Raw genomic sequence first — 22,159 nt, forward strand, 5'->3', positions numbered from 1 at the left:
GTTAGTTCAAGGTTTGGAGTTTATCCTGAGCAAGTTTTTTGATTTCCTCATTCGTGGAGTTTTCTACGATAGACTCAAGCGTGGCTTTAGCCTGAAAATCCTCTCCAGAAAGCAAATAGTTTTCAGCCAGAAGTAGGAACATCCGACCATACCAATAATCGAAATCGGCAAAAGGACCGGACATTTCAAAAATACTGTCATTTGAAAGGTCGATCTGACCTTGCTTTTGATAGGATTCTGCTAAAAGGAACAAGCCCTCGGCCCCTTCTATCGTCTTATACTCATCTACCAAAACCGCCAATGTGACCCCTGCAGCCTGATCTTGCTTTAAGGCAAATTGTGCTTTGGCCTTGTTGAGTAGAGCCCTTGGAGTCGATTCCGGTAAAATACCATCCAAGCTTTCCAATTTTTCCGCAGTGTTGATGACTTCCTGATAGCGTTGCGTTTCATTGTAAGCTTTCAATAAAGCCATCAGCGACTCGGCCTCTTCTACCTTACTTCGGGCATTTTGAACGGCAGTTTCCAAGTAAGGAATAGACTCTGAATAATTTCCTTGCGCTGATAAAATCTCCCCTATTCGCTGCATTGCCTTTAAGCGTTGCGGAGAGGCGGGTTCGCTTTCTAGCTGACGGAATACTCGCAAAGCATCATCTTGATTACCTGACTGGAAATAAGAGTCACCCATAAAATACAGGGCGTCCACTCGCTGACTGCTTTCCGGATAGCTACTCAGATAGCGCTCAAAAGCTTGGCTCGCCTGAGCAAAATTTCGCTCAAAATACAGACTCTTCGCTGATTCAAACTCCAAAGCTTGCACAGAACCATTTTCTGGATTGGATCGCTTGTAGCTATCCAAATAACCTGAAAACTCCCCTGCCCTTCCTTGCAGTGCCAGTGTCTCTTGCAGACCCTTTAGGGCTGTTTCAGCATTTCCTGAATTTGGGAATTCATCCAAAATGGTTTGATAGTCCCGAACCGTCTGATCGTAGTTTTGCTGAGAGAAGTTCGCAACTGCTCTGCCTTCCAAGGCAAAGGGAACAAATGGACTATTCGGCCGCTTTGAAATCAAATCCGAAAATGCAAAAGTTGCGTCGCTATACTGGGTCTCTTCCATCAGGATTTGACCTTTTTGGAAAAGTGCGTCTTCCAGATATAGTGAATTTGGATAGCCTGCGATCAATTGATCCAAGCTTCTCAAGGCTGCACTATTTTTTGATTGGAAATTCTGAACAACCCCTAAGCGATAGTAGGCATAATCAATACCTGCATTTCGCTCCGAAATCGCTTGCTGAAAAGTACTTTCTGCTTCAGCAAAGCGCTTTTGCACGTAGTAGCAATCTCCTAATCGAAGTAATGCGTCATCGTAATTTTCCTTGTTTTGGCGGGTGCGCAGACGGTCTGTGTAAGTTTTGAACTGTGCCTCAGCCTCGCGGTATCGCTTGGAGTTAAAATAAGCATAACCCAGACCGTACAAACTTTTGGTCAGATAAGCACTAGAGGTGGTTCTACCCAACTGAAGCGCTTCCTGGTAGGAGGCTATGGCTTTATCCAATTCTCCATTGGCAGAATAAATCTCGCCCTTCCAGAAGTGTGATTCCAAAATCAAGTCTTTATTGACTGGATAATCCAAGGATTTATCTAAATATGAAATTGCCGCAGGATATCTTTTATCCCGGAAATAGACCATCGCTTGATAAAAAGCAACCCGCTGATACGCTTCCCGAATGCGCGGAGACTTATTTTGGATTTGATCCATCTGCTGAATCGCCCGGAGATAATCGCTGGTATTGATCAAGGCTTCAGAAAGCAAGGTCTCGGCCTCCGAGCGAAAAGCCCCCGAGGGATATTCATTCAGGTATTGATCCAATCCGGAAATCCCTTCTTGAAAGCTGCCTTTCTGAAGATTTGACTTGGCATAGTTAAAAAGTGCCTCCTCTTTGATTTTTGGATTGAAATCCGCAGAGGCAGCCGCTTTGAATGAGGTGCTGGCAAACTGATAATTATCCAACTTCAAATAAGCATGCCCCAAATAATAAGACGAAGCTTGCCCCTTTTCATCAGCTGTGGAAGCCGAAACTTTCAAATAGTCTGAGGCTCTCTGGTAATTTTCTATCTCAAACTGGGCAATTCCACCTTTATAGACTTGCTCGGGGGTAAGTTCTCCCTTTCGGGCATTGATGAAAGCGTCATAGTTTTCTGCTGCTTTCTCAAAGTTCTTTTGCTCGAAATACGCCTCGGCCAAGTAGAGATTAATCATTTCCTTGCGCTCAAGATTAGCTCCACCTTTAAGCTTTTCTTCTGCATAGCTGATCAACTGAGTAAAGCTCCCCTCCTGATAATACAGGGAAGCTAGAAGGTAAGGGACTTTATCTCTGTAGAAGGGAGACTTTTCAGCGTTTTGAAGATCTTGAATCGCTTTGGCACTATTTCCATTCTGCAGCGCAATAAAACCGCTGTAGTAATAAGCATCAAAGCTTACCTCCTGTCCAAGTACTTTTGCCTGATCAAAATAAGGAGCTGCTGAGTCATAGTTTTTCAATTGAAAATGGGCATAACCCTGCTTAAAAAGCAAATCTGCGCGCTTGGAAACTTCCAAATTCACAGGACTTACCAAGGCGTATCCATCTATTGCTTCCCGGTAGTTACGCTTAAAAAAGAAATGATCCCCTAGGTACAAGCCTGCTGTCGCAACACTTGGATGCTTACCATTGTCCAAAATGTAGGACTTCATCAGCCCTACCCCATCAGGACTCTCCAATTCCAAGGCAGACTGTGCAGCTAAAAGACGAGCTGCTCGGGATTGATCGAGGTAATTATCTTTAGAGGTTACTTTTTCAGATTCATACAGGCTGGCTGAAAAAAGTTGCTTTTCAAAGAAAGCGGTTTGATCATCCAGGAATCGCTGTTCTCCAGTTTGGTAAAGGGTGGACTGAGCCAGCACCTGAACACTGAAGCCTAAAACAGCAAAAAGCACAAGGCAGTATTTCATGGGCAAATGATTAATTATAATGCTTCCGTACAATCCCAAAAGCACAGATTCAGCCTTGGGATTTCAAGAAAAGAAGCGTTTCAATGCAAAATTTTATACACGAGATCTCGGAGAATTTCACCTTCGCTCATATTTCCGGAGTCTACTCCTTTAGAACGAAGATCTGCTTCCCGAATGTGTGCGAACACCTCAATTATCTTGCCCAATTTATAGTTGCGGGAAGCAGTGAAGTATTCTCTTGCAATGAAGGCATTCATCCCTAAAGCCGCAGCGGCTTGGTCAGCATTTTGAGCCTTGTGCTCATGAATGATTGCTAACTTACTGAAATAGAAGTAGATCAATGAAAAAATCGGAATGATGGGATGATTTTTTGGGTTCTGAGAAAAGTATTGTATGATTTGATTGGCTTTGACCACATTTCTAAAACCCAAAGCCTTGGTCAGCTCAAAATTGTTGTAATCCTTATGGATCCCGATGTATTTGGAGATATGGTCTACCGTGATTTTGGTACCTGCAGGAAGATTGATAAACATCTTTCCAATTTCATTGGTCATCACCTCCAAATTATTTCCGATCGAGTCAGCCAATAGATTGATGGCATTTTGATCAATGCCATAGCCAGTTTCTTTAAAATAGCCCTCGAGCCATTGCTTGAGCTTGTATTCAGGCACTTTCTCAGATCTCACATAGACTGTATGCTTGTTCAGGGCTTTGGCCAAGGTCGTTTTTCCGTCGATCTTTTTATGCTTGTACGCAAAAACCAAAATCGTACTGGGTAGCGGGTTTTCTACATATTTGATCAGCAGATCGGCAACACCTTCATTGCTCCAATCGGGTAAGCTTTGGGCTTCTTTTACCACTACCAACTGACGCTCAGCCATCATCGGAAATTTGCGGGCATTATTCAACACCACCCCCATGTTAGCGTCTTTTCCATATAGCGCCAACTGATTGAAACTTCGCTCATGCTCCGGAATCGCATTGTCCTCAATTATCTTTGTAATGAGATCGATGTAATAGGGCTCATCTCCTTCTAAAAAATAAACTGGAGAAAATTTCCCCGCTTTCAAATCCTTGATGACGTCCGTCGGTTGTTTAGGCATGGTTTGCAATTTGAGACTTAAAGATAAGAGTAGCTATCAAAAGCTGCCAAAAGCAAATTGATAATTGTGAAAACTATTCTCCTGTTAATTTTGTAATAATTAAAAAGCATTCAAATGGACTTTCAGACAGGTATCTCTTATTATAAATCTGGCAAATTCGAAGAAGCATTGGTGATTTTCAACCAATTGATAACAGAAAATCAAAGCGAAAGCAATTATTTTCTCTTTCGCGGCAGAATACTTTCCCGTATGGGTCAAACTGAATCTGCCTTGGAAGATTTCGATAAAATAGTAGCTCTTGAGCCATATAACACCGATTTTATCTCTGATAGAGCGGTAGTTTTGCACTTACTAGGTAAAAATGAAGAGGCTCTGACGGAATTTGATCGAGCTGCCAATCTTGATCCAAATAACCCTTACCGCTATAGCAGCAGGGCATTTTTCAAGGATAGAATCGGGGATTTGATGGGTGCTATTCAAGATTATGAAAAAGCAATCGAATTGGACCCTGAAGATGCTGTCGCGTACAACAACAAAGGCTTGGTCGAGGAAAAACTCGGCTATCAGAAAAAATCGAAGAAAAGCTTTGAAAAGGCTGATGACTTGGTTGGATATAAAGCTCCTGAGAAAAAAGAACCAAATCCGCCTGCCAACGAAAAGCCAGCACCCCTACCGGAAATTCCCAAAAATGGAAATACTAATGAGGCTTTGACGCTGGGAAATTACTTTCAGATTGTGAAAAAGGTTTTCACTGATTCAAAGACCCGATCTGAGTTTTTCCAATTTCTGAAAAAGCCTTTTTCTTAAGCTTAAAAATTTTTGATCACCCACAGCGGTTTCGTGATGAAGTAGGCCATTTTCTTGGATAGGCTTTTATTGAAGATTTTATCAAAGAAATCGCGCTGTCTACTTAAAGTAATGAGCATATCCCCCTTGGCGGAGGCTAGATAGCTTTCCATGCCTAGAGCCAGGTTGTCCCGAAAAGACTTCAGAACAAAATTCACCTTATCGTACCTCACAAAGGGTGTAATCTCTTCCACCATCGATTGATGTAAGGGTCTATCCAGTTTGTTTTTGCCATCAGAGGCATGAACAATATCTATTTCAGCATCAAAAAACTTTGCAAACTCAACTACCTTCTGAATAGCGATTTTATCTTCTTCTCTATAGTCTGTACCAAAGACCAATTTCCTCGGTTTCTTATAAAAAACCTTTCTAGGCACCACCAATACGTCCACGGGGGACTTCCCTACTATCTGACTTGTGCGACTACCAATAATATTTTTTCGTAGGTCATTCATCCCTTCTGTGCCCATGACCACCAGCTGACAATCCGTTTCATCGATTGCATTTAGCATGACTTCGATCACATCTCCCTCTAAAATCATCCCTTCGCAAGATTCCAGCCCTAAAGGGATTGATTCCGCTTGTACTGTTTTTTTAAGATTATTCAGTTTTTCTTTTAAAAAATCACGCTGATAATCATTGTCTTCCCGGCCTGGATTCAGCTTTAAAAAGTCCTCTTTGTTGCTGACATGAATTAAAATCAGCTTTGCACCATATTGCTCCCCGATTCGGCTTGCATACTCAATTGCATTGAGTGAACACTCAGAGAAATCGGTAGGGCAAAGAATAGTCCCGTTTTTTTCCATAATTAATAGCCTCGAGATCGGTTTACGAGATTAATCAAAGGTTCGTTGGATTCAAGTCGGCGGATATTTTCCACTACCTGAGGAGAAGCCGCCTCCGGATTAGTGACACTCGCAATGTGGGGTGTCATAAAAATGCCTTCATTTTGCCAAAAAGGATGATCCTCCGGGAGAGGTTCCTTCCGATAGACATCCAACATAGCTCCTGACAGCTGACCTTTTGAAATTGCATCTATCAAGTCCTCTTCGACTAGATGTCTTCCACGGGCGACATTGATCAAATATGTCCCGGGATTGACTTTTTCAAAAAGCGATTTATTCAGAATATTTTCAGTATCAGCAGTCAGCGGCAGCAAACAAACCAAAACATTCACCTCCTTCAAAAACTCATCTAATTTTTCCTTTGGAAAGTAAGGAAAAGGAAAATCGTCCTTCTCAGAAAAACCAAAGCCTACTACTGGAAATCCCATAAAATCTAGTTTTTCCAATACATCAAAACCCAAAGCTCCTACGCCCATCACTCCAATGGTAACCGGAATCTCGGGTTCAGACATATCCCAATTTCGATCTTTTTTAAGTTGCTGATATCGAGTGACCTGCCTATGAAAATTCAGCACACCCATCACCACATAATTGGTCATGGACCAGGTCAGCTTTTCATCTACAATTCTTACAATCGGAAGCTCCTCAGGGATGGAATCATCACTTAGAATATGATCTACTCCCGCACCCATAGAACTAATCATTTTTAGATTTGGGAAATCTGCAAGAATTCCTTTTGGATGCTGCCAAAGAAGGGCAATTTCAACCTTTTCGGGATATTGGATATTCGGAAATACTTCGATTTCCAATTGATCGTTTTGCTTTCGGATAGCGTCGATCCAAGGTTGAGGATCTCTTCCAGGACTGATGATTGCAAGGCTCATAATACAAAGGTCGACATTTGTAAATATCTACTCAATCTCGGTATAAAACGATACATCCATTGATCAAAAATTTGACGAAAAAACACAAATTCTTGGTCAAAAATTAAGCAAATTGCACTCAATTAACTGAAACGATATAACCATGAAAAAATTTAGCTTGATATTCTTTTTGGCAGTTTTTGCTGCTTTAGGGAGTTCTTTCGCCCAACAACTTCAAATGCCTCAGGCCTCCCCTTCGGCAAGTATTTCCCAAAAGGTAGGTCTCACTGACGTACAGGTCATCTATTCAAGACCTAGTACAAGAGGAAGAAAGATATTCGGTGAGTTGGTGCCTTACGGCCAAGTATGGCGCACAGGAGCCAATTCGGCTACCACTTTGGATTTTTCTACGGATGTCATGATTGATGGCAAGACTGTACCAGCTGGGAAATATGCGCTTTACACAATTCCCGGGAAAAATGAATGGACCATTGTCCTATCAAAAAACACAGAACTTTGGGGTGCTCTCGGTTATTCGGATGCCGATGATTTGATGCGATTTACGGTCTCGCCCAATAAGCTGAGCCGAAAGTACGAAACCTTCGAAATCAGCTTCAATAATATGACTGACAATGCAGCTGACCTTTCGATGAAATGGGAAAACACCCGAGTGGATTTCCGGATCTCTACAGAAGTCGACCCAATTGTGATGGCTCAGATTCAGGAAATGGTCATCGATACGAAGACGGAAAATCCAAGCTTACTTTACGCTTCCGCCAATTATTACTTCAACAATAACAAGGATCTTAATCAAGCTTATGAGTGGATCAAAGCTTCCACAACTTCTGATCCGAAGTACTGGACTATGCACCTGAAAGCTAAAATCGAAGTGGCTTTGGGCAAAAATTCAGAAGCACTAGCCTCAGCTAAAGAATCTATGAAACTAGCGGAAGAAGCTAAAAATCCAGATTACATAGCTTTGAATGAAAGATTGATGAAGTCGATCAAATAATTTGAAGAATTCTGCCAAGAGCTAATTTTTCATTGATTATCTAATTGGAAATTGGAAGTATGAAGACCGAAGCTCCCTGAACCTGAACTTCAGGCTTTATTCTAGGTCAAAAGCTACGAATAGTGAGAGAAAAGTAGATAATCAGATAAAACAAAGAATGAAGGCCCTTTCAATTTGGAAGGGCCTTTATTTTTTCAAGACCTGAAGCAGCATGGCAAAGAGCATGACGGAAAGACAACCGATGGCATTGTACCAAAGAAAGCCGATGTCCCATACGAATCCGAATAAGCCTTCCCCATTTTGAAAATGGATTACTAAAATCAAAACCTGAGAAAGAAGCGCTGCTAAAAACACAGCAAAACCTTTTACCCATTTCATGAAGAAGCCTACCAGGAATATTCCCAAAATAGTTCCGTAGAAGAGTGATCCCAATAAGTTAACTGCCTGGATCAGATTCTCAAAAAGTGAGGCATAGATGGCAAAGAAGATCGCGAGAGCACCCCACAAGGCGGTAAAAAGCTTCGAAGAAATTACATAGTGACCATCTGAAGCCTCCTTTTTGATAGACCGCTTATAAAGATCAATAGTGGTGGTAGAACCTAGCGAATTCAACTCAGAAGCGCTGGAAGACATAGCAGCCGAAAATATCACCGCAAACAATAACCCGACTATCCCTACGGGTAAATGATCCATCACAAAGCGCATAAAAACATAATCCGTATCTCGGGTCTCCGCTACCGGATCATTCTTGACAATTAAAGCCTTCACCTCATCCCTGACGGCTTCCTGCTTTTGCTTGATCTGCCCAAGTGAGGCTTTGATTTGATTTTTCACGACATCATCTTCCGCATCCACGGCTACCAAAAGCTCCTGATATGCTTGCTTTCCTTCCTCAAACAAGGCGTCAAATTCTCCCTGAAGGGATTGAAATTCAGAGGCATACTCACTTTCCTGAAGTTTTTCAGTCTGTACCGTATTGAATACCACAGGAGGCTGGTAGAATTGGTAGAATACAAAGACCATGACTCCTATAAAAAGAATAATGAACTGCATGGGAACTTTCAAAAAGCCATTCATAATGAGCCCCATACGGCTTTGACTTAAAGTTTGACCGGAGAGGTAGCGCTGCACCTGACTTTGATCAGCTCCAAAATAGGACAGAAATAAGAAGACAGCTGCAGTCATTCCTGACCATACATTGTAGCGGTCGGATGGATCAAACTCCAGATTGACCAAGTTCAGCTTTTCCATGCTCCCTGCCACATGCAAAGCTTCTGTAAATGAGACCGGAAGCATCCGAATGACAATAATACCTGCCAAAATCATCCCTCCCATCATCACTGCCATTTGCTGTTTTTGCGTGATGGATACGGCAGCGGTACCTCCTGAAACAGTGTAAATAATCACTACTACCCCAATGAATACGACGGTCCAAGTCAGATTCCAACCCAAAAGAGTCGAAAGAATAATGGCAGGCGCATAAATAGTAATCCCCGAAGCCAAACCGCGTTGAATTATGAAAAGTAAGGCAGCTAGCGTCCTGGTCTTTAAGTCAAAGCGATTTTCCAAATATTCATATGCGGTATAGACTTTCAGCCGATAATAGATAGGGATAAACGCGACGGAGATAATAATCATGGCTATGGGCAAGCCAAAGTAAAATTGGATGAAACCCATCCCGCTTTCATAAGCTTGCCCAGGCGTACTAAGGAAAGTAATGGCAGAGGCTTGAGTGGCCATGATAGAAAGCCCAATGGTCCACCAATTCATGGAATTCCTTCCTCGAAGGTAAGAATCTAGGCTATTTTGACCCCTTGTTTTATAGATACCATAGCTTGCAATGGCACCCAGGGTTCCGAATAGTACAATCCAGTCTAGGCTAGTCATGAAAAGTGCTGCATCAGGAAGTAGAAAAAGAAAATCAATACAGCCAGATTAAGCATGAGTCCCCAGTAGAGGCGCTTCCATTTGATATCTTTTTCTTCCATTTGGGTTTATTGTTCGATTAAGTTTACGAATAATTTTACGGCTCCGGGTACTCCAGCAGGCAATTGTCTAAAAAAAGAAAGTCCCGTGTAGACATAATTGCCTTTTCCATAAGCAGCATGAATGAGCGAACCAGTCTGGGTGTCTTCTCCTGGATCATTCATATACAATGGAGTCGAGTATTCCTCATCAAGGCTTCCGGCAAAATATAATCCTCGCTCCTGCACCCATCCTTCAAAGTCATTCGGGGAAATCTTATTTGGGCCAGCTAGAATTGGATGTGTGTAGTCGGCTTCAACCGGAGCAGTTTCTACAGAAACCCGATCTCTGGTTAGAGAGAAGGGATAGGGACCAAGTTGATTGGTCAGTAATCTACCCGTTGTGTTGTATTGCACAATCATATTTCCGCCTGAAAGTACGTAACCCATCAATGCTTGCTGGTTTGCTGCAGCCTGAGCATTGGTATTGTAGGCACGAATTCCCATAATTATAGCCTTAAACTGAGCTAAATTATCCAAATCAAAATCACTGTCTCCAAGCATGGTCACTTCATAACCTAGGGCTTCCAGGACCTCAGGTACTTCATCTCCAGCGCCAGGAACATAACCAATTTTACCGCCTGATATTTCCCAATCCGCTTGAATCCAATCAATAGAAGCTGAAGTGAAAAATGTAAGATTAGGGATATGCTTATAGGTGATTCTGTTTAAAGTCTGATCAAAACTTCCTGATGAAGTTGTGTAAGTAGCCAGAATTCTTCGTTTTCCCACTTGATCAGAAACAAACTCAACTTGATATCTTCGCTGCTTTCTTCCCACTAGGTCTTCTGATTCTAAGATTCGATATTCGCTAGAATCAAGGCCGGAAAAACTCAAAACGCCATCTACGATTTTATCTCTAAAATTGACAAAAACCGTTACCTGTGGTCTTTTTTCATTGATTCCAAAAAGCACTTTCTTCGACAGTTCCAAGTCTATCGATGGAGTAATGATAAATGGCTGATTTACCTCCCCATCTACGGGATCATTAAATTTATAGACTAAAGGAGTGCTAATTGTCAACAACTGCCCCTCAATCTCCAAATTCAGTGTGGCTTGTATACTCGCATCATTAAATGGCTTTCCGATCATTTGCTGATCGCCAACCGGATACATGGGCCCATCTTCGTAATTTTCAAGCCAGTAAGGCTGGGTAAAGTCAAAACCCTCAGGAATGGTCAAATTAATATCCTGACGGAAAGGCTCATTTGCTGAACTACCACCCCCTTCTACCTCAACCTTTTCTCCCAAAACTTCCACGCCCAATATATTTATGGCTGTATTTCCGGGAGAATTAATCACCAAGTCTGTACTGACTGATGCCCCGGGAAAGGCCACTTCCTGATTGGTGACAAATTCTATTTTTGATCCAATTACTTTTAAAACAATATCATTAATAGACTCTTTTTTCTCTTTAATCCAGAGATCGCTTCCTTCCATTTGATTGATTTGCTCTCTGATTTTTAATAAAGCAGAAAGATTGTTCGCTGGGGACCGAAAATCAAAATTTTGAATCAGATCGTTTATTAACAGTTCTGTTGCTTTCCCATTTTCAAAATGATCCCACCTGTTTTTCACACCCTCAAAGGGGCCTTGCTCAAACTTTTCTCCTGCAATAAATTGAATATGATCATTTGAAGCCCCAATGTAAGCAGTCGATCCAAAGCCTTGAGACTTATGCATGGTTCGGCTATTCGCTGCCATTTGATTGTAGGTTTGACCCAATACAGGATTGTAATCCCCAGTGGGAAACTCATGGTAAACCTCGCCTTCCTGAGCTTCAAACTCTCCTCGAAAATTATATGCATTCCAAAATATCCGCTTTGCTGACCAAGGTTTCACATACTCAAGTTGCTCAGGGAAAGCGTTTGGATCTCCTGAGATTGCAAAAGCCTCCTCTGCTAAAATTGCTGAGGTGGTATGATGACCGTGAGTTACGCCGGGAATGGTATTGAATCTGGTAATGATAATATCAGGTTGAAATTTTCTAATCACCCATACCACATCTGAAAGGATTGTTTCTTTATTCCAGTTTTGGAGGGTTTCACTAGGATTTTTACTGTATCCAAAATCCTTTGCTCGGGTAAAATACTGAACTCCCCCATCTGTCATTCTAGCTTGCAAAAGCTCTTGAGTCCTGATTTGACCCAAACCGATTCCTAGTTCTGGCCCAATGAGATTTTGCCCACCATCACCTCGAGTCAGACTCAAGTAAGCTACTCGGGCTTTTGTCTCGTTAGCCAAATAGGCAATCAGCCGGGTATTTTCGTCATCCGGATGAGCTGCGACATAAAGCACTCGCTTGGTCTCTTCCAATTTCAAGAGCTCATGATATAAGTCTGAGGAAGACAAGGACTGAGCGAACAATGGAAAATTAAGCCCTAAAAAAACCAATATAATTGGCAGAAAGAAACGTAGTTTTTTCATCTGTTTACTTTTCGACTTCAAATTGCCAGATGGAATCTTTGACGATTAAAATAACCATATCAATATGTCTTTAAGGATGATTTTAATCGTGTCGATTTCATGTATTTTCTTAAATCAAATTCCAAACTAGCATTAGCTAAGTGTAATAAAAAACAAAATTTGATAGGTGGGTCTCTTTTATTGTTTTCTTAAAAATCGGTAGCCCAAAGTAAATTCAAAAAAGTCAGCCTTGATTCTATGGGCCTTGATTTGAACTCCAAATTGTAAATTTTCAGACATCAAGTATCTGAGTCCTACCCGCTCATAATAGACTGTTGATTCTTGGTTTTCCCTGTTTCTATGGATATAAAATCCCAATCCAACCGGGGCATACAGCCTTTCGGTAAGTTTCCACTCCCAAGCCCCTGCAATTGCTACACTGGTTTGATCCCAAAATCCCACATCGGTATTACCTGTTCGTTCTGACAGACCTGGAGCAAAAAAGACATCTAAGCCCATCCCGTATCGATATTTGTAATTTTTGTCCCAGATATAGCTCAGATTAAAACCACCTCGAAAGTAGGTCCCCTCTCCGATTTCGTAATTCTTAGAGCCGGTGTAAAGCATAAAATTCCAGTACCCTTCTTCGAAAAGAATGGGGCGGTCTCGTAGAAAAGCTTCTTCGGGTTTTACTTGGCTTGGTTGAAAATTATACCGCAAACCTACTGAAACCGGGACCAAATTAATTCCGGCGTTAGGCTTTCTGGTAGATCCATTTGAAAAGTGCTTTAATCCAAGCATTGAAAAAAGCTGAAATCGATCTGAGAGTGTATAATTGGCTTTTGCACCAAAATGGATGTAGCTGTTTAATTCGGAGCCTATAAATTGATTGATAGGGTTATCCAAAGAGTCATATGGATTGAGATTGAAGCCTAAACCCAAATGAGCAAAGTAGGAAAAATTTAACCTATTATCCTGAGAAAAAGGTCTAAATGGAATATCAAAAAACCAATAGACTCCCATTGGTCTACCGATTTCAGATTGATAGGGTAGTGTGGAAGATACCCCAATCCCGAAAATTGGGTTTCTGTATAGATCTCCCATAAAGGTTTTGTTTTGACGCCATCCAAAACGAAAATCAAAAGCAGTGTAAGAAACTAAATCGATCAACTCATCAGCCCAAGGATCCCCATTGCTGATAAAAGGACCGGATTCGACCGATAACTCAATAATCTTATCATATTTTTCCTGAGAAAAAGCTTGAAAAGAGACCAAACTTAGGTTCAAAAAAACAATCATTATCAGACAAGCATGCCTAATATTCAAAAACAGACTACTGAAAAAATAAGCTAGTCTCATAAAGTTAAGAATTAACGAAATGTCAAATCATTAAAACGAATATAATGAAAACAAAAAAGCTGCCAAATGGCAGCTTTTTTAGGTACTTGAATAAGTTCAAATTATCCTTCCATCCAGTTAGGACCGAGAAGTTCAATTAGTTTTTTGTTATACTCTTCAGCTTTAGCGTCATTCTTCAAGCGAGTGTGAATCTGGAACAGAATTTCCATGATTCCTGTATCCTCAGGCTTGATTTCAAGAGCGCTTTCGAAGTAAGTTACTGCGTCAGCATAGTATTCGTTTGCTTCTTTGCCCATAGACTCAGAACGCTTCTCCCATTCTTCATCGGACAGACCGTTCAACTCATTGAGGATTTCACGTGCTTTTTCGATAAGCAATGCAGCGGCATAGTAGTTACCTTCAAAGAATTGCGGATCAACCTCAACTGACTTTTTATAGTCGGCAAGTGCACCTTCCATATCACCTGCTTGCTCTTTTAGATATCCAGATCTTAGCAATAAAGCAGTATTGTTTGGATCGCTTTCAAGAGCTGTTTTGATTTGAGCCATTGCTTCATCCATTTTGTTTAGCTGAAGCAAAAGTTGGATTTCGTAAGTAGAAAGGTCCTTATCTGAAGGATACTCTTCTTTTGCTCTTGTTACCATTGCATAAGCAGCTTCAGGGTCTTTGTCTTCAGTAGACAAAATCTGAATCATGAAATAGTATGCATTTAGCTTGTTGTATCCTTCGATATCAAGTAGAGTAGAGAAGTGTCTTTTAGCATCTTCAGTTCTTCCAAGATCATTTGCAAGGAATCCTGCATTGTAATGGATAGTGGTGTCTGTTGGATCAATTTCACCAGCCAAGTTGAAAAACTCATAAGCCATTTCATAGTCTTCCTCATTGTATTGAACAATTGCCTTATCAAATGCTACGTTTTTCAATTTGTTAATTGAATTAGGACGCAAATTCTCAGGTGCTCCAGGGATATCTTCTTCGAAAATATCCTTTCCTATACCCGAAGTTTTATCTCCATCGCCCATTTCGAAGGCTTTCATAAAAGACTCATAGGAGTTGTTACCTACCTCAAGATTCTCCATGGTATTAGAAGAATCGGTAGCGAACATTCCTAATTGAATCTGAGCTTTCAACAAAGTGGTCTCAGGATCTGAACCAGTCTCTGGATCCTGAAGAGCTGTTTCTACTTCTGATAGAGCAGTGGCATAGTCTCCATTTTTAAAGTTTTTTTCAGCTGAACGTACTACCTTTTTTTGTCCAAAGGCTAGGGTCGTTGCGCCGACCAAAACCATTGATAGAATTAGCTTTTTCATTCTTGGCGTTTATCTTATTTTGGTTGATTATTCTTTTGTTTCATTTGGATTCTCTTCAGAATCTGGTGCAATTTCTGAAGAATTTAGATTTTCTTCATCTTCTTCTTTGGAAATTTTTTCAACAGATGAAATCTCGTCTCCCTCAGAAATTTTGATCAATCTCACTCCCTGTGTGGCTCTTCCCATAATTCGAAGTCCATCCACTGAGATCCGGATTGTAATACCAGACTTATTGATAATCATCAAATCATCGGTATCGACAACTTGTTTAATGGCAACAAGCGCTCCGGTTTTATCGGTGGTGTTCATGGCTTTCACACCTTTTCCACCTCGATTTGTGATGCGATATTCCTCAAGGAATGACCTTTTGCCGTATCCTTTTTCCGAAACTACAAGTAGCGTCGCATTTTCCTCAGATGCACATACCATGCCAACGACATAGTCATTCACATCATTTAAGGTTATGGCTTTTACTCCCGTTGCAGTTCGGCCCATTGGCCTTACCGCAGACTCATGGAAGTGAATGGCACGGCCTGATTTTGCAGCAATAACGATATGCTGATCACCATTCGTCATGTCTACATTTACCAGTTGATCATCCTCCCGAATGTTCAGGGCGATGATTCCATTGGTACGAGGTCTACTATATTGTTCCAGAGTAGTCTTCTTGATGATTCCTTTTTTAGTCACCATTATCAAGAAGTGGTTATTGATGTAATCTTGATCATTCAAGTCATTTACCTGAATAATAGCTCTAATCCGATCATCCGAGGCAATATTGATCAAGTTTTGGATCGGTCTTCCCTTGGAAGTCTTTCCGCCTTCAGGAATGGCATAGGTTTTCAACCAGAACAATTTACCCTGATCAGTGAAAATCAGCAGGTAATTGTGCGTGGAAGCGGTGAAAAGATACTCGGTGAAATCATCCTCTTTGGTGCTGACTCCTCTCGAGCCTACTCCTCCTCTACCCTGGGTTCTGTATTCGGTCAAAGCCGTTCGCTTGATATATCCTTGATGAGAAACAGTGATTATCACTTCCTCATTTGGGATCATATCTTCATAGCTGAAATCTTCAGCATTATGCTCTATTTCTGTACGACGGTCATCACCATATCGATCTCGCATTTCGGTGAGTTCGGTTTTGATGATTTCCATTCGCTTATCTTCATTAGCAAGGATATCCTTTAGCTCCTCGATCAATGCCATGATCTCCTGATATTCCTGAACGATCTTATCACGTTCCATGCCAGTAAGACGCTGCAGACGCATGTCGAGAATGGCTCTCGCCTGAATCTCAGTCAATTCAAAACGCTCCATCAAGCCATTTCTAGCAGTCTCAGGATCTACTGAGTTACGGATTAGAGCAATTACTTCGTCCAAATTATCCAAAGCAATCAGATAACCTTGTAAAATATGAGCTCGCTTTTCAGCTTCTTTAAGTTCATATTCCGTTCTTCTCACCACTACTTCATGTCTGTGACTGACATAGTGTACGATGAGATCTTTCAGATTAAGCGTTTGTGGCCTACCTTTTACTAGTGCCACATTATTGACTGAGAATGAGGTTTGTAGCTGTGTATGCTTATATAAGTTGTTTAGAACAACATTTGATATGGCATCCCGCTTCAATTCGTATACTATGCGCATACCCGAGCGGTCAGACTCATCTCTGATCGCAGAGATACCATCAATCTTTTTCTCATTGATCAAGGCAGCAGTTTTTTCTACCATGCTAGCCTTATTGACCATGTATGGAATCTCCGTAATGACAATCATCTCCCGGTTTCCATTATCCTTCGTTTCAATACTGGCTTTTCCTCTTACGACTACTCTTCCACGCCCAGTTTCGAAAGCAGCTTTGACTCCATTGTACCCATAGATAATTCCTCCGGTAGGAAAATCTGGGGCGGTAATGTGCTCCATCAGTTCTGGGATGGTAATTTCTCTATTATCAATGTAGGCGATAATGCCATTGATCACCTCTGTCAGGTTGTGAGGAGCCATGTTTGTGGCCATACCTACAGCAATTCCCGAAGCACCATTCAAGAGCAGTGCAGGAACCTTGGCAGGTAACACTACCGGCTCTTTCAATGAGTCATCAAAGTTGAATTGGAAATCAACAGTGTCTTTATTAATATCAACAAGAAGCTCTTCGGCTATTCTTTTAAGCCTGGCCTCTGTATATCGCATAGCCGCAGGGTTGTCACCATCGATGGATCCAAAGTTACCCTGACCATCTACCAATTGGTACCGAAGTGACCAAGGCTGCGCCATTCGAACCATGGTATCATAGACAGCAGAGTCACCGTGAGGGTGATATTTACCAAGCACCTCGCCGACAATTCTAGCGGACTTTTTATAGGGTTTATTATGAAGAACTCCGAGCTCTTGCATTCCGTAAAGTATACGGCGATGAACTGGCTTCATTCCGTCTCGGACATCTGGCAACGCTCTTGAAACAATAACCGACATCGAATAATCGATGTAGGCACCACGCATTTCCTCCTCAATATTGATAGGAATAATATTCTCGTTTTCTCCTTGGGCCATATAATGCTAATTCACGGGATAAATTAAGGCTGCAAGATAGTAAAAAGGCCCTGCTTTTGAAAAGTTAATTCCAAAGACAATCAGGTACGATCAATCAATACCATTGACCTATTTTTCGGTTTTGGAGATTAAATATGGAGCTACCTCTGTACTCGACTCCATTGTGCATGTGTTTCATCACCACTCCGCATCCTGCGATTTTGCATCGCTTGGTCCCCGGGATCCGAATTGCTAGACCTACTTGCATGCCATAGACACGTTGGTCAAGCTCCTGAAATTCAGAAAAATCGGAGGCAGAATATGTAAAACTCCGAATATCCATGGAGCCTTTAATGAAAAGTTTGGTGTACTCTGAAAAGTCCCTTTCCAGCCGGAGCCCAATTCCAAATGCAGGCTGATCTGCCACTGCCAATCGAGGGGTATAATTGGGGTTTTGAGTCAAGCTGGGATCAATAAAATTTTTGATATTTAAATTACCAAAGTCGGCCTCAGCGATCAATCGCCAAGGATAAATCTGCCGAACTCGCTGTTTAAGCTCAGATTGCATGTAAAGATTGGCAGATGCATATCTTCTATATCGCCATTGTAAATACTTCGCCCGACGATTTGCATCCCAAAGGACTAAACCCACCGTACCATAAAAGCGGGTGGCTTGATAGCTTGCCCCTTCAAAGGGAAATTCAAAATTTCCGCCCAACATAGGTTTTATATTCCCCCACTCCATACCATATCCCCCTCCGATTGTAAGAAGATTGAATAAATTCACTCGCACTCCTGCATTTAAAACAGGAAAAACCCAATCTGAGCCTTTCATAGCTAATGGGTTTTCTTCGGAAATATCCAGCGGCTCATCAAAATTTTGAAACTGAGTGAGCGGATACAAATCTGGATTTGATGAGAAAAAATCGGTTGAAAACTGCTGATATCCAGCTCCTGTAGATATTTCCAGTGCAAACTGCTCCAATACGTTTCTAAAAGCGTTTCCTACTGCAGATTCACTTTTTGGGTTCTTGGCTTTACGGGTAATCCCAAAAATATCTTCCTCTTGGGCAAAGGCAGACCCAAAAACCAAAATTAGAAAGCATAGTAGTAGCGTCTTCTTTTGCATCATAAGGCAATAACGAATAGAATCAAAGTATGGTGTGAATATATAAAAAAAGCCTCCCAGAAGGAGGCTTTAAATCAATTATGAAATTGAATTACTTTCCGTCTTCAACTGCTTCACCGTCCTCGGCAGGAGCTGCTGCAGCTTTCATCTCTTCGATCATTGTATCTAGTTTCTCTTTTACAGCCGGATCTTCTTTAATAGCTCCTAGCACTTTATTGTAAACAGAAACAGAGATTACATCGCTGTCAGTGATCAGGTTAGTCTTATAATCAACAACACTTTGCTGAAGACCGCCTTGAAAATCCAAAATAGCTTGGTAAGCGGTTTTTTCTTCTTCTGTGACATTCGCCTCAGCCATTTTCGCCTCATCTCCCCAAGCAGCTTTGATTTCATTGTATCGAGCACCGCCGTCAATCACCTCATTATTGAGAATCATATTACGAAGCTCTTCCGTTTTTTGCTCTACATACTGTGAAGTCATTACTTCTACAGTTGCATATTGTGTTAATTCCTCATCAGTCACGGGTCCTTCAGTTGCCTCTTGTCCGAAGGACATAAAAGCAACAAACGCTACAAAAAACGTAGAAAGCAGAGTCTTTTTAATCATGATTAGTCGTTTGGTTAGTTACAAGTTTGCAAAAAAACAGTCAAGGCTCAAAAAATCAAGGAAACCGTTGATATTTTAGAATTTTTATGACAAATGGTCAATTATTAAGCTCTTTTGAGCATAGCAATTGTTTCTTTCGGAGATTCTGAGTTGAAAACAAAACTACCGGCTACTAAAATATCAGCTCCTGCATCTTTCAGTTTTTGGACATTATTTAAAGAAACACCCCCATCTATCTCAATTTGGGTTTTACTCCCCTTCTTTATGATCAATTCCTTTAATTTACTCACCTTGGAGTAGGTGTTTTCTATAAATTTTTGTCCACCGAAACCAGGGTTGACGGACATCACACAAACCAAATCTATCAAATCCAAGGTATCAGTCAGTAACTCCACTGAGGTATGCGGGTTTATTGCCACCCCTGCTTTAGCACCAAGATCATGAATAGCCTGAAGTGTTCGATGTAGATGATCGCAGGCCTCGTAGTGCACTGATATGTTTGCGGCGCCGGCATTTCTAAAAGCCTCCAAGTATCGGTCTGGCTCTACAATCATCAAATGTACATCCAGTGGCTTTTTGGCATGACGATGAATGGCTTCTGTCACAGGAAGCCCAAAGGATATATTGGGAACGAAGACACCATCCATAATATCGACATGGATATAGTCTGCTTCCGAGTCATTGAGCATTTCTACGGCAGACTGAATATTTGCAAAATCAGCAGCTAGAATGGATGGGGCAATTTCTAAAGACATTGAAAAGGGTAATTTGATTAGAGGCGGATTAACTTTTGCTGTTTGATAAGCTTTCCGTCCTGCATTTGGATAATATACATACCGGGTCTAATCCCTTCCAGCTGCAACTCATAAGGGTCTTTTGCAGTATTGCGAGATAGACTCTGGTTTTGAAGAGTTTTTCCGTTTAGATCAATCAATGAAAACTCAGCCGATAAACTTGACCCAAAATAAATGGTCAACTTGTTTCCTTCCATGGGATTAGGAAAGACTTTCCAAGGGATAACTTCACCATTTTCTTCTACTGAAAGAATTTCTCCGTAAAGAGCTTCCCGGAAGTTTGGAATTCCATACCCTAAAAGATTATCCGGGTTTTCATATTGGGAGGCGCTTCTAAGAAGATTTTCTATTAGTTCTGCCCGAGTCCATTCAGGCTTTGCCTGCCACAAACCTGCTGCTAAGGCCGTGATTTGTGGAGCAGAAAAAGAAGTCCCGTTGGCAAAACCAACGTTTCCATTACTTCTCAAAAGCGCTACTCCATTTCCAAAAGCTGCCAGGTCCGGTTTGATTCTTCCATCACCTGTAGGACCTCTAGAACTGAAATTTGAAACCTCCAAGCTTTGATTGACCGAACCAATAGCCAATACATTTGGAGAATCCGCAGGAGCCACAATGGAAGGTTCATTTGGCCCATAATTCCCAACGCTATTCACCACCAAGATTCCTTTGCTGGAGGCAATATTCGCTGCTTGAGTGATTACAGCAGTTTTCCCATCCAATTGTCCTGAACTGTAATTCATCTCCGGATCCTCAAAGTCATAATAACCCAAAGAGCTATTGATAATATCTACTCCAATGGAATCCGCATATTCAGCAGCTCGAAGCCAGTTATATTCTTCAATTCTGTACTCGGTTGCTACCTCCTCCGTCATGGCCAAGAAATATTCTGCCTCCGGAGCGCCGGCGATAAAACTTTCAGTTTCTACCGCGGCTATTAAAGAAAGGACATTCGTGCCATGCTGATTGTCGGTAAAGACATTTTGATTCCAAGGCCTGACAAAGTCTTTCTGCGCAACAAGTTGATTATTGCTCAGCAAGTGAGATAAGGGACTGGCATTATCGGTACCCGGAAAACCTGCATCAAATACAGCAATCCTAATTCCTTTTCCTTTAAAACCTTCCTCATGCATAAAATCAATTCCCAAGAGGCTATTTTGAAAATCTGAAGGCAATTCCTGTGCAGCAAGTGTCCGCTCAGCTTTGCCTCCTGGAGGGCAAACCTTTGCCGTAGTACTCACAAAAAGCCTTCTTCCAATTCGCGCATTGGGATTTGGAATGTATCCCTTTCCCACCAACTCCACTTTTTCTACAAATGGAAGTTCAGATATTGACTTTGCTCCCTCCATATCTGTCACAATCAAGGAGGCATTAAGCCATTTTGATTGGTAAAGAATGTAATGCGAAAGCTGGTAAACTTCATCGACGTAGCGCTGAGTTACCGGCAGATCAGTACTGTCTACAGCAACGCCTTCTTTCGCTCTTCGAAGCAAAGCCCGATCTGTCAAAAAATCTTGTGGCTGATCTAGATTTAAGCCATCCTGAGGCTTGTACTTATAAAAAACAGCATAGCGATCTTGTGCCTCCACCAAAAATGGTAAAAGCCAAAGCGTGACCGCAAAGATTAATAGCCTATTCATTACCGTAAGTTATTAATTTCATATTCAAAAATCTACCAGAATCTATAAGCTGTTCTCCAAGACAATCGTTTCTTGAACAATAAGTTAACACTTCTGAATATCTTTCTGTTAAACCAATCCCCCTTTGAAAAACATCGTAACGAATATCCCGAAAGGTAATCAGGTCATCTTCGTTTTCTTGTAGCACCCGGATTTGCTCAGTGCTAGACCCGGATGATTCCTGAATCAACTCAAATTCATCCTGCTCAGCCCCACGATATAAATTGCCATTCCAGGTCAATCCTTCTTTAGGCGGAAAGGCAAGGATGACAATTGGCTGATTGTTAAGATTCATAACCAAATTATTATCCCTGTTTACCAGTGTATAGTCAACTTCTACCTGCCAGTTTATCTGATCAAGAGATCGTTCCCTTTGGACAATGAAAACCTGTTCACCTGCATCATTTACGAATAAACTGCGGATGCGATCCTTCAAAAAATACTGACTATCTTCGAAGTCATTCTCACCAAAATACATTCGCTCTGAAACTTCATAAACCCAGAAATTTCCAATCAACAAAGGAAAGTAATCCAAGCCTGGATCAACTTGTGGGTTTTCTACCTCTCTTTCACAGGAAAGTAGAATTAAAAAAAGAAAAACAAATGGTAGTTTTTTCATCATTATCAGAACCCTAAATTACTGGTTTTACTTCAATTTCATCCAAAA

The 22,159-nt window shown here is 41.3% G+C and carries 16 protein-coding genes; 2 read left to right on the forward strand and 14 right to left on the reverse strand.

The window, feature by feature from the left end; translation table 11 throughout:
* Position 1 precedes the first annotated feature (1 nt).
* Positions 2-2,989 (reverse strand): tetratricopeptide repeat protein, encoded by a 2,988-nt coding sequence (locus OU792_RS12560; protein WP_274670347.1) that lies wholly within the window; start codon positions 2,987-2,989, stop codon positions 2-4.
* 80 nt (positions 2,990-3,069) lie between these two features.
* Entirely contained in the window at positions 3,070-4,092 is a 1,023-nt protein-coding gene (holA, locus tag OU792_RS12565) for a DNA polymerase III subunit delta (protein ID WP_026945807.1), read from the reverse strand.
* A gap of 114 nt (positions 4,093-4,206) precedes the next feature.
* On the opposite strand from holA, the gene OU792_RS12570 reads away from it, so the two are divergent.
* Entirely contained in the window at positions 4,207-4,899 is a 693-nt protein-coding gene (locus tag OU792_RS12570) for a tetratricopeptide repeat protein (RefSeq protein ID WP_274670348.1), read from the forward strand.
* 2 nt (positions 4,900-4,901) lie between these two features.
* Here OU792_RS12570 and OU792_RS12575 read toward each other — a convergent pair whose 3' ends face one another.
* Together OU792_RS12575 and OU792_RS12580 are read right to left on the reverse strand one after the other, a co-directional pair.
* Complete coding sequence (locus tag OU792_RS12575) at positions 4,902-5,744, reverse strand: universal stress protein (protein WP_026945809.1); 843 nt, start codon at positions 5,742-5,744, stop codon at positions 4,902-4,904.
* Between the two features lie 2 nt (positions 5,745-5,746).
* Positions 5,747-6,667: a 2-hydroxyacid dehydrogenase gene (locus OU792_RS12580; RefSeq protein WP_274670349.1), complete on the reverse strand. Its 921-nt coding sequence runs from the start codon at positions 6,665-6,667 to the stop codon at positions 5,747-5,749.
* Between the two features lie 142 nt (positions 6,668-6,809).
* On the opposite strand from OU792_RS12580, the gene OU792_RS12585 reads away from it, so the two are divergent.
* A complete protein-coding gene (locus tag OU792_RS12585) occupies positions 6,810-7,658 on the forward strand; it encodes a DUF2911 domain-containing protein (protein ID WP_222583084.1) in 849 nt (282 codons plus the stop codon).
* Between the two features lie 186 nt (positions 7,659-7,844).
* Here the strand turns inward: OU792_RS12585 and OU792_RS12590 are convergent, their stop codons facing one another.
* The 10 genes from OU792_RS12590 to OU792_RS12635 form a co-directional block, all read right to left on the reverse strand.
* Positions 7,845-9,545, reverse strand: coding sequence for a sodium:solute symporter (locus OU792_RS12590; protein ID WP_274670350.1), 1,701 nt, complete (start codon positions 9,543-9,545; stop codon positions 7,845-7,847).
* 107 nt (positions 9,546-9,652) lie between these two features.
* On the reverse strand, positions 9,653-12,109 hold the full coding sequence (locus OU792_RS12595) for a PIG-L family deacetylase (protein ID WP_274670351.1): 2,457 nt from the start codon (positions 12,107-12,109) through the stop codon (positions 9,653-9,655).
* A gap of 177 nt (positions 12,110-12,286) precedes the next feature.
* Positions 12,287-13,447, reverse strand: a complete 1,161-nt coding sequence (locus OU792_RS12600; protein WP_274670352.1) for an acyloxyacyl hydrolase — start codon at positions 13,445-13,447, stop codon at positions 12,287-12,289.
* A 101-nt stretch (positions 13,448-13,548) separates the two neighbouring features.
* A complete protein-coding gene (locus tag OU792_RS12605; RefSeq protein ID WP_134202944.1) occupies positions 13,549-14,757 on the reverse strand; it encodes a tetratricopeptide repeat protein in 1,209 nt (402 codons plus the stop codon).
* A 27-nt stretch (positions 14,758-14,784) separates the two neighbouring features.
* Positions 14,785-17,307: a DNA gyrase subunit A gene (gene gyrA / locus OU792_RS12610; RefSeq protein WP_274670353.1), complete on the reverse strand. Its 2,523-nt coding sequence runs from the start codon at positions 17,305-17,307 to the stop codon at positions 14,785-14,787.
* 94 nt (positions 17,308-17,401) lie between these two features.
* A complete protein-coding gene (locus OU792_RS12615) occupies positions 17,402-18,418 on the reverse strand; it encodes a hypothetical protein (protein ID WP_274670354.1) in 1,017 nt (338 codons plus the stop codon).
* A gap of 88 nt (positions 18,419-18,506) precedes the next feature.
* On the reverse strand, positions 18,507-19,022 hold the full coding sequence (locus OU792_RS12620) for a hypothetical protein (RefSeq protein ID WP_274670355.1): 516 nt from the start codon (positions 19,020-19,022) through the stop codon (positions 18,507-18,509).
* Positions 19,023-19,126: 104 nt separating this feature from the next.
* The gene (gene rpe, locus OU792_RS12625; RefSeq protein ID WP_274670356.1) at positions 19,127-19,777 is read right to left on the reverse strand and encodes a ribulose-phosphate 3-epimerase; all 651 of its coding nucleotides are present in this window, start codon (positions 19,775-19,777) and stop codon (positions 19,127-19,129) included.
* A 17-nt stretch (positions 19,778-19,794) separates the two neighbouring features.
* Entirely contained in the window at positions 19,795-21,453 is a 1,659-nt protein-coding gene (locus OU792_RS12630; protein ID WP_274670357.1) for a S8 family serine peptidase, read from the reverse strand.
* On the reverse strand, positions 21,446-22,027 hold the full coding sequence (locus OU792_RS12635) for a hypothetical protein (protein ID WP_274670358.1): 582 nt from the start codon (positions 22,025-22,027) through the stop codon (positions 21,446-21,448). The genes OU792_RS12630 and OU792_RS12635 overlap by 8 nt, the downstream gene beginning before the upstream one ends.
* Between the last annotated feature and the right edge of the window lie 132 nt (positions 22,028-22,159).

It is taken from the genome of Algoriphagus sp. NF (genome assembly GCF_028823735.1).
In the GTDB taxonomy this organism is placed as follows: domain Bacteria; phylum Bacteroidota; class Bacteroidia; order Cytophagales; family Cyclobacteriaceae; genus Algoriphagus; species Algoriphagus marincola.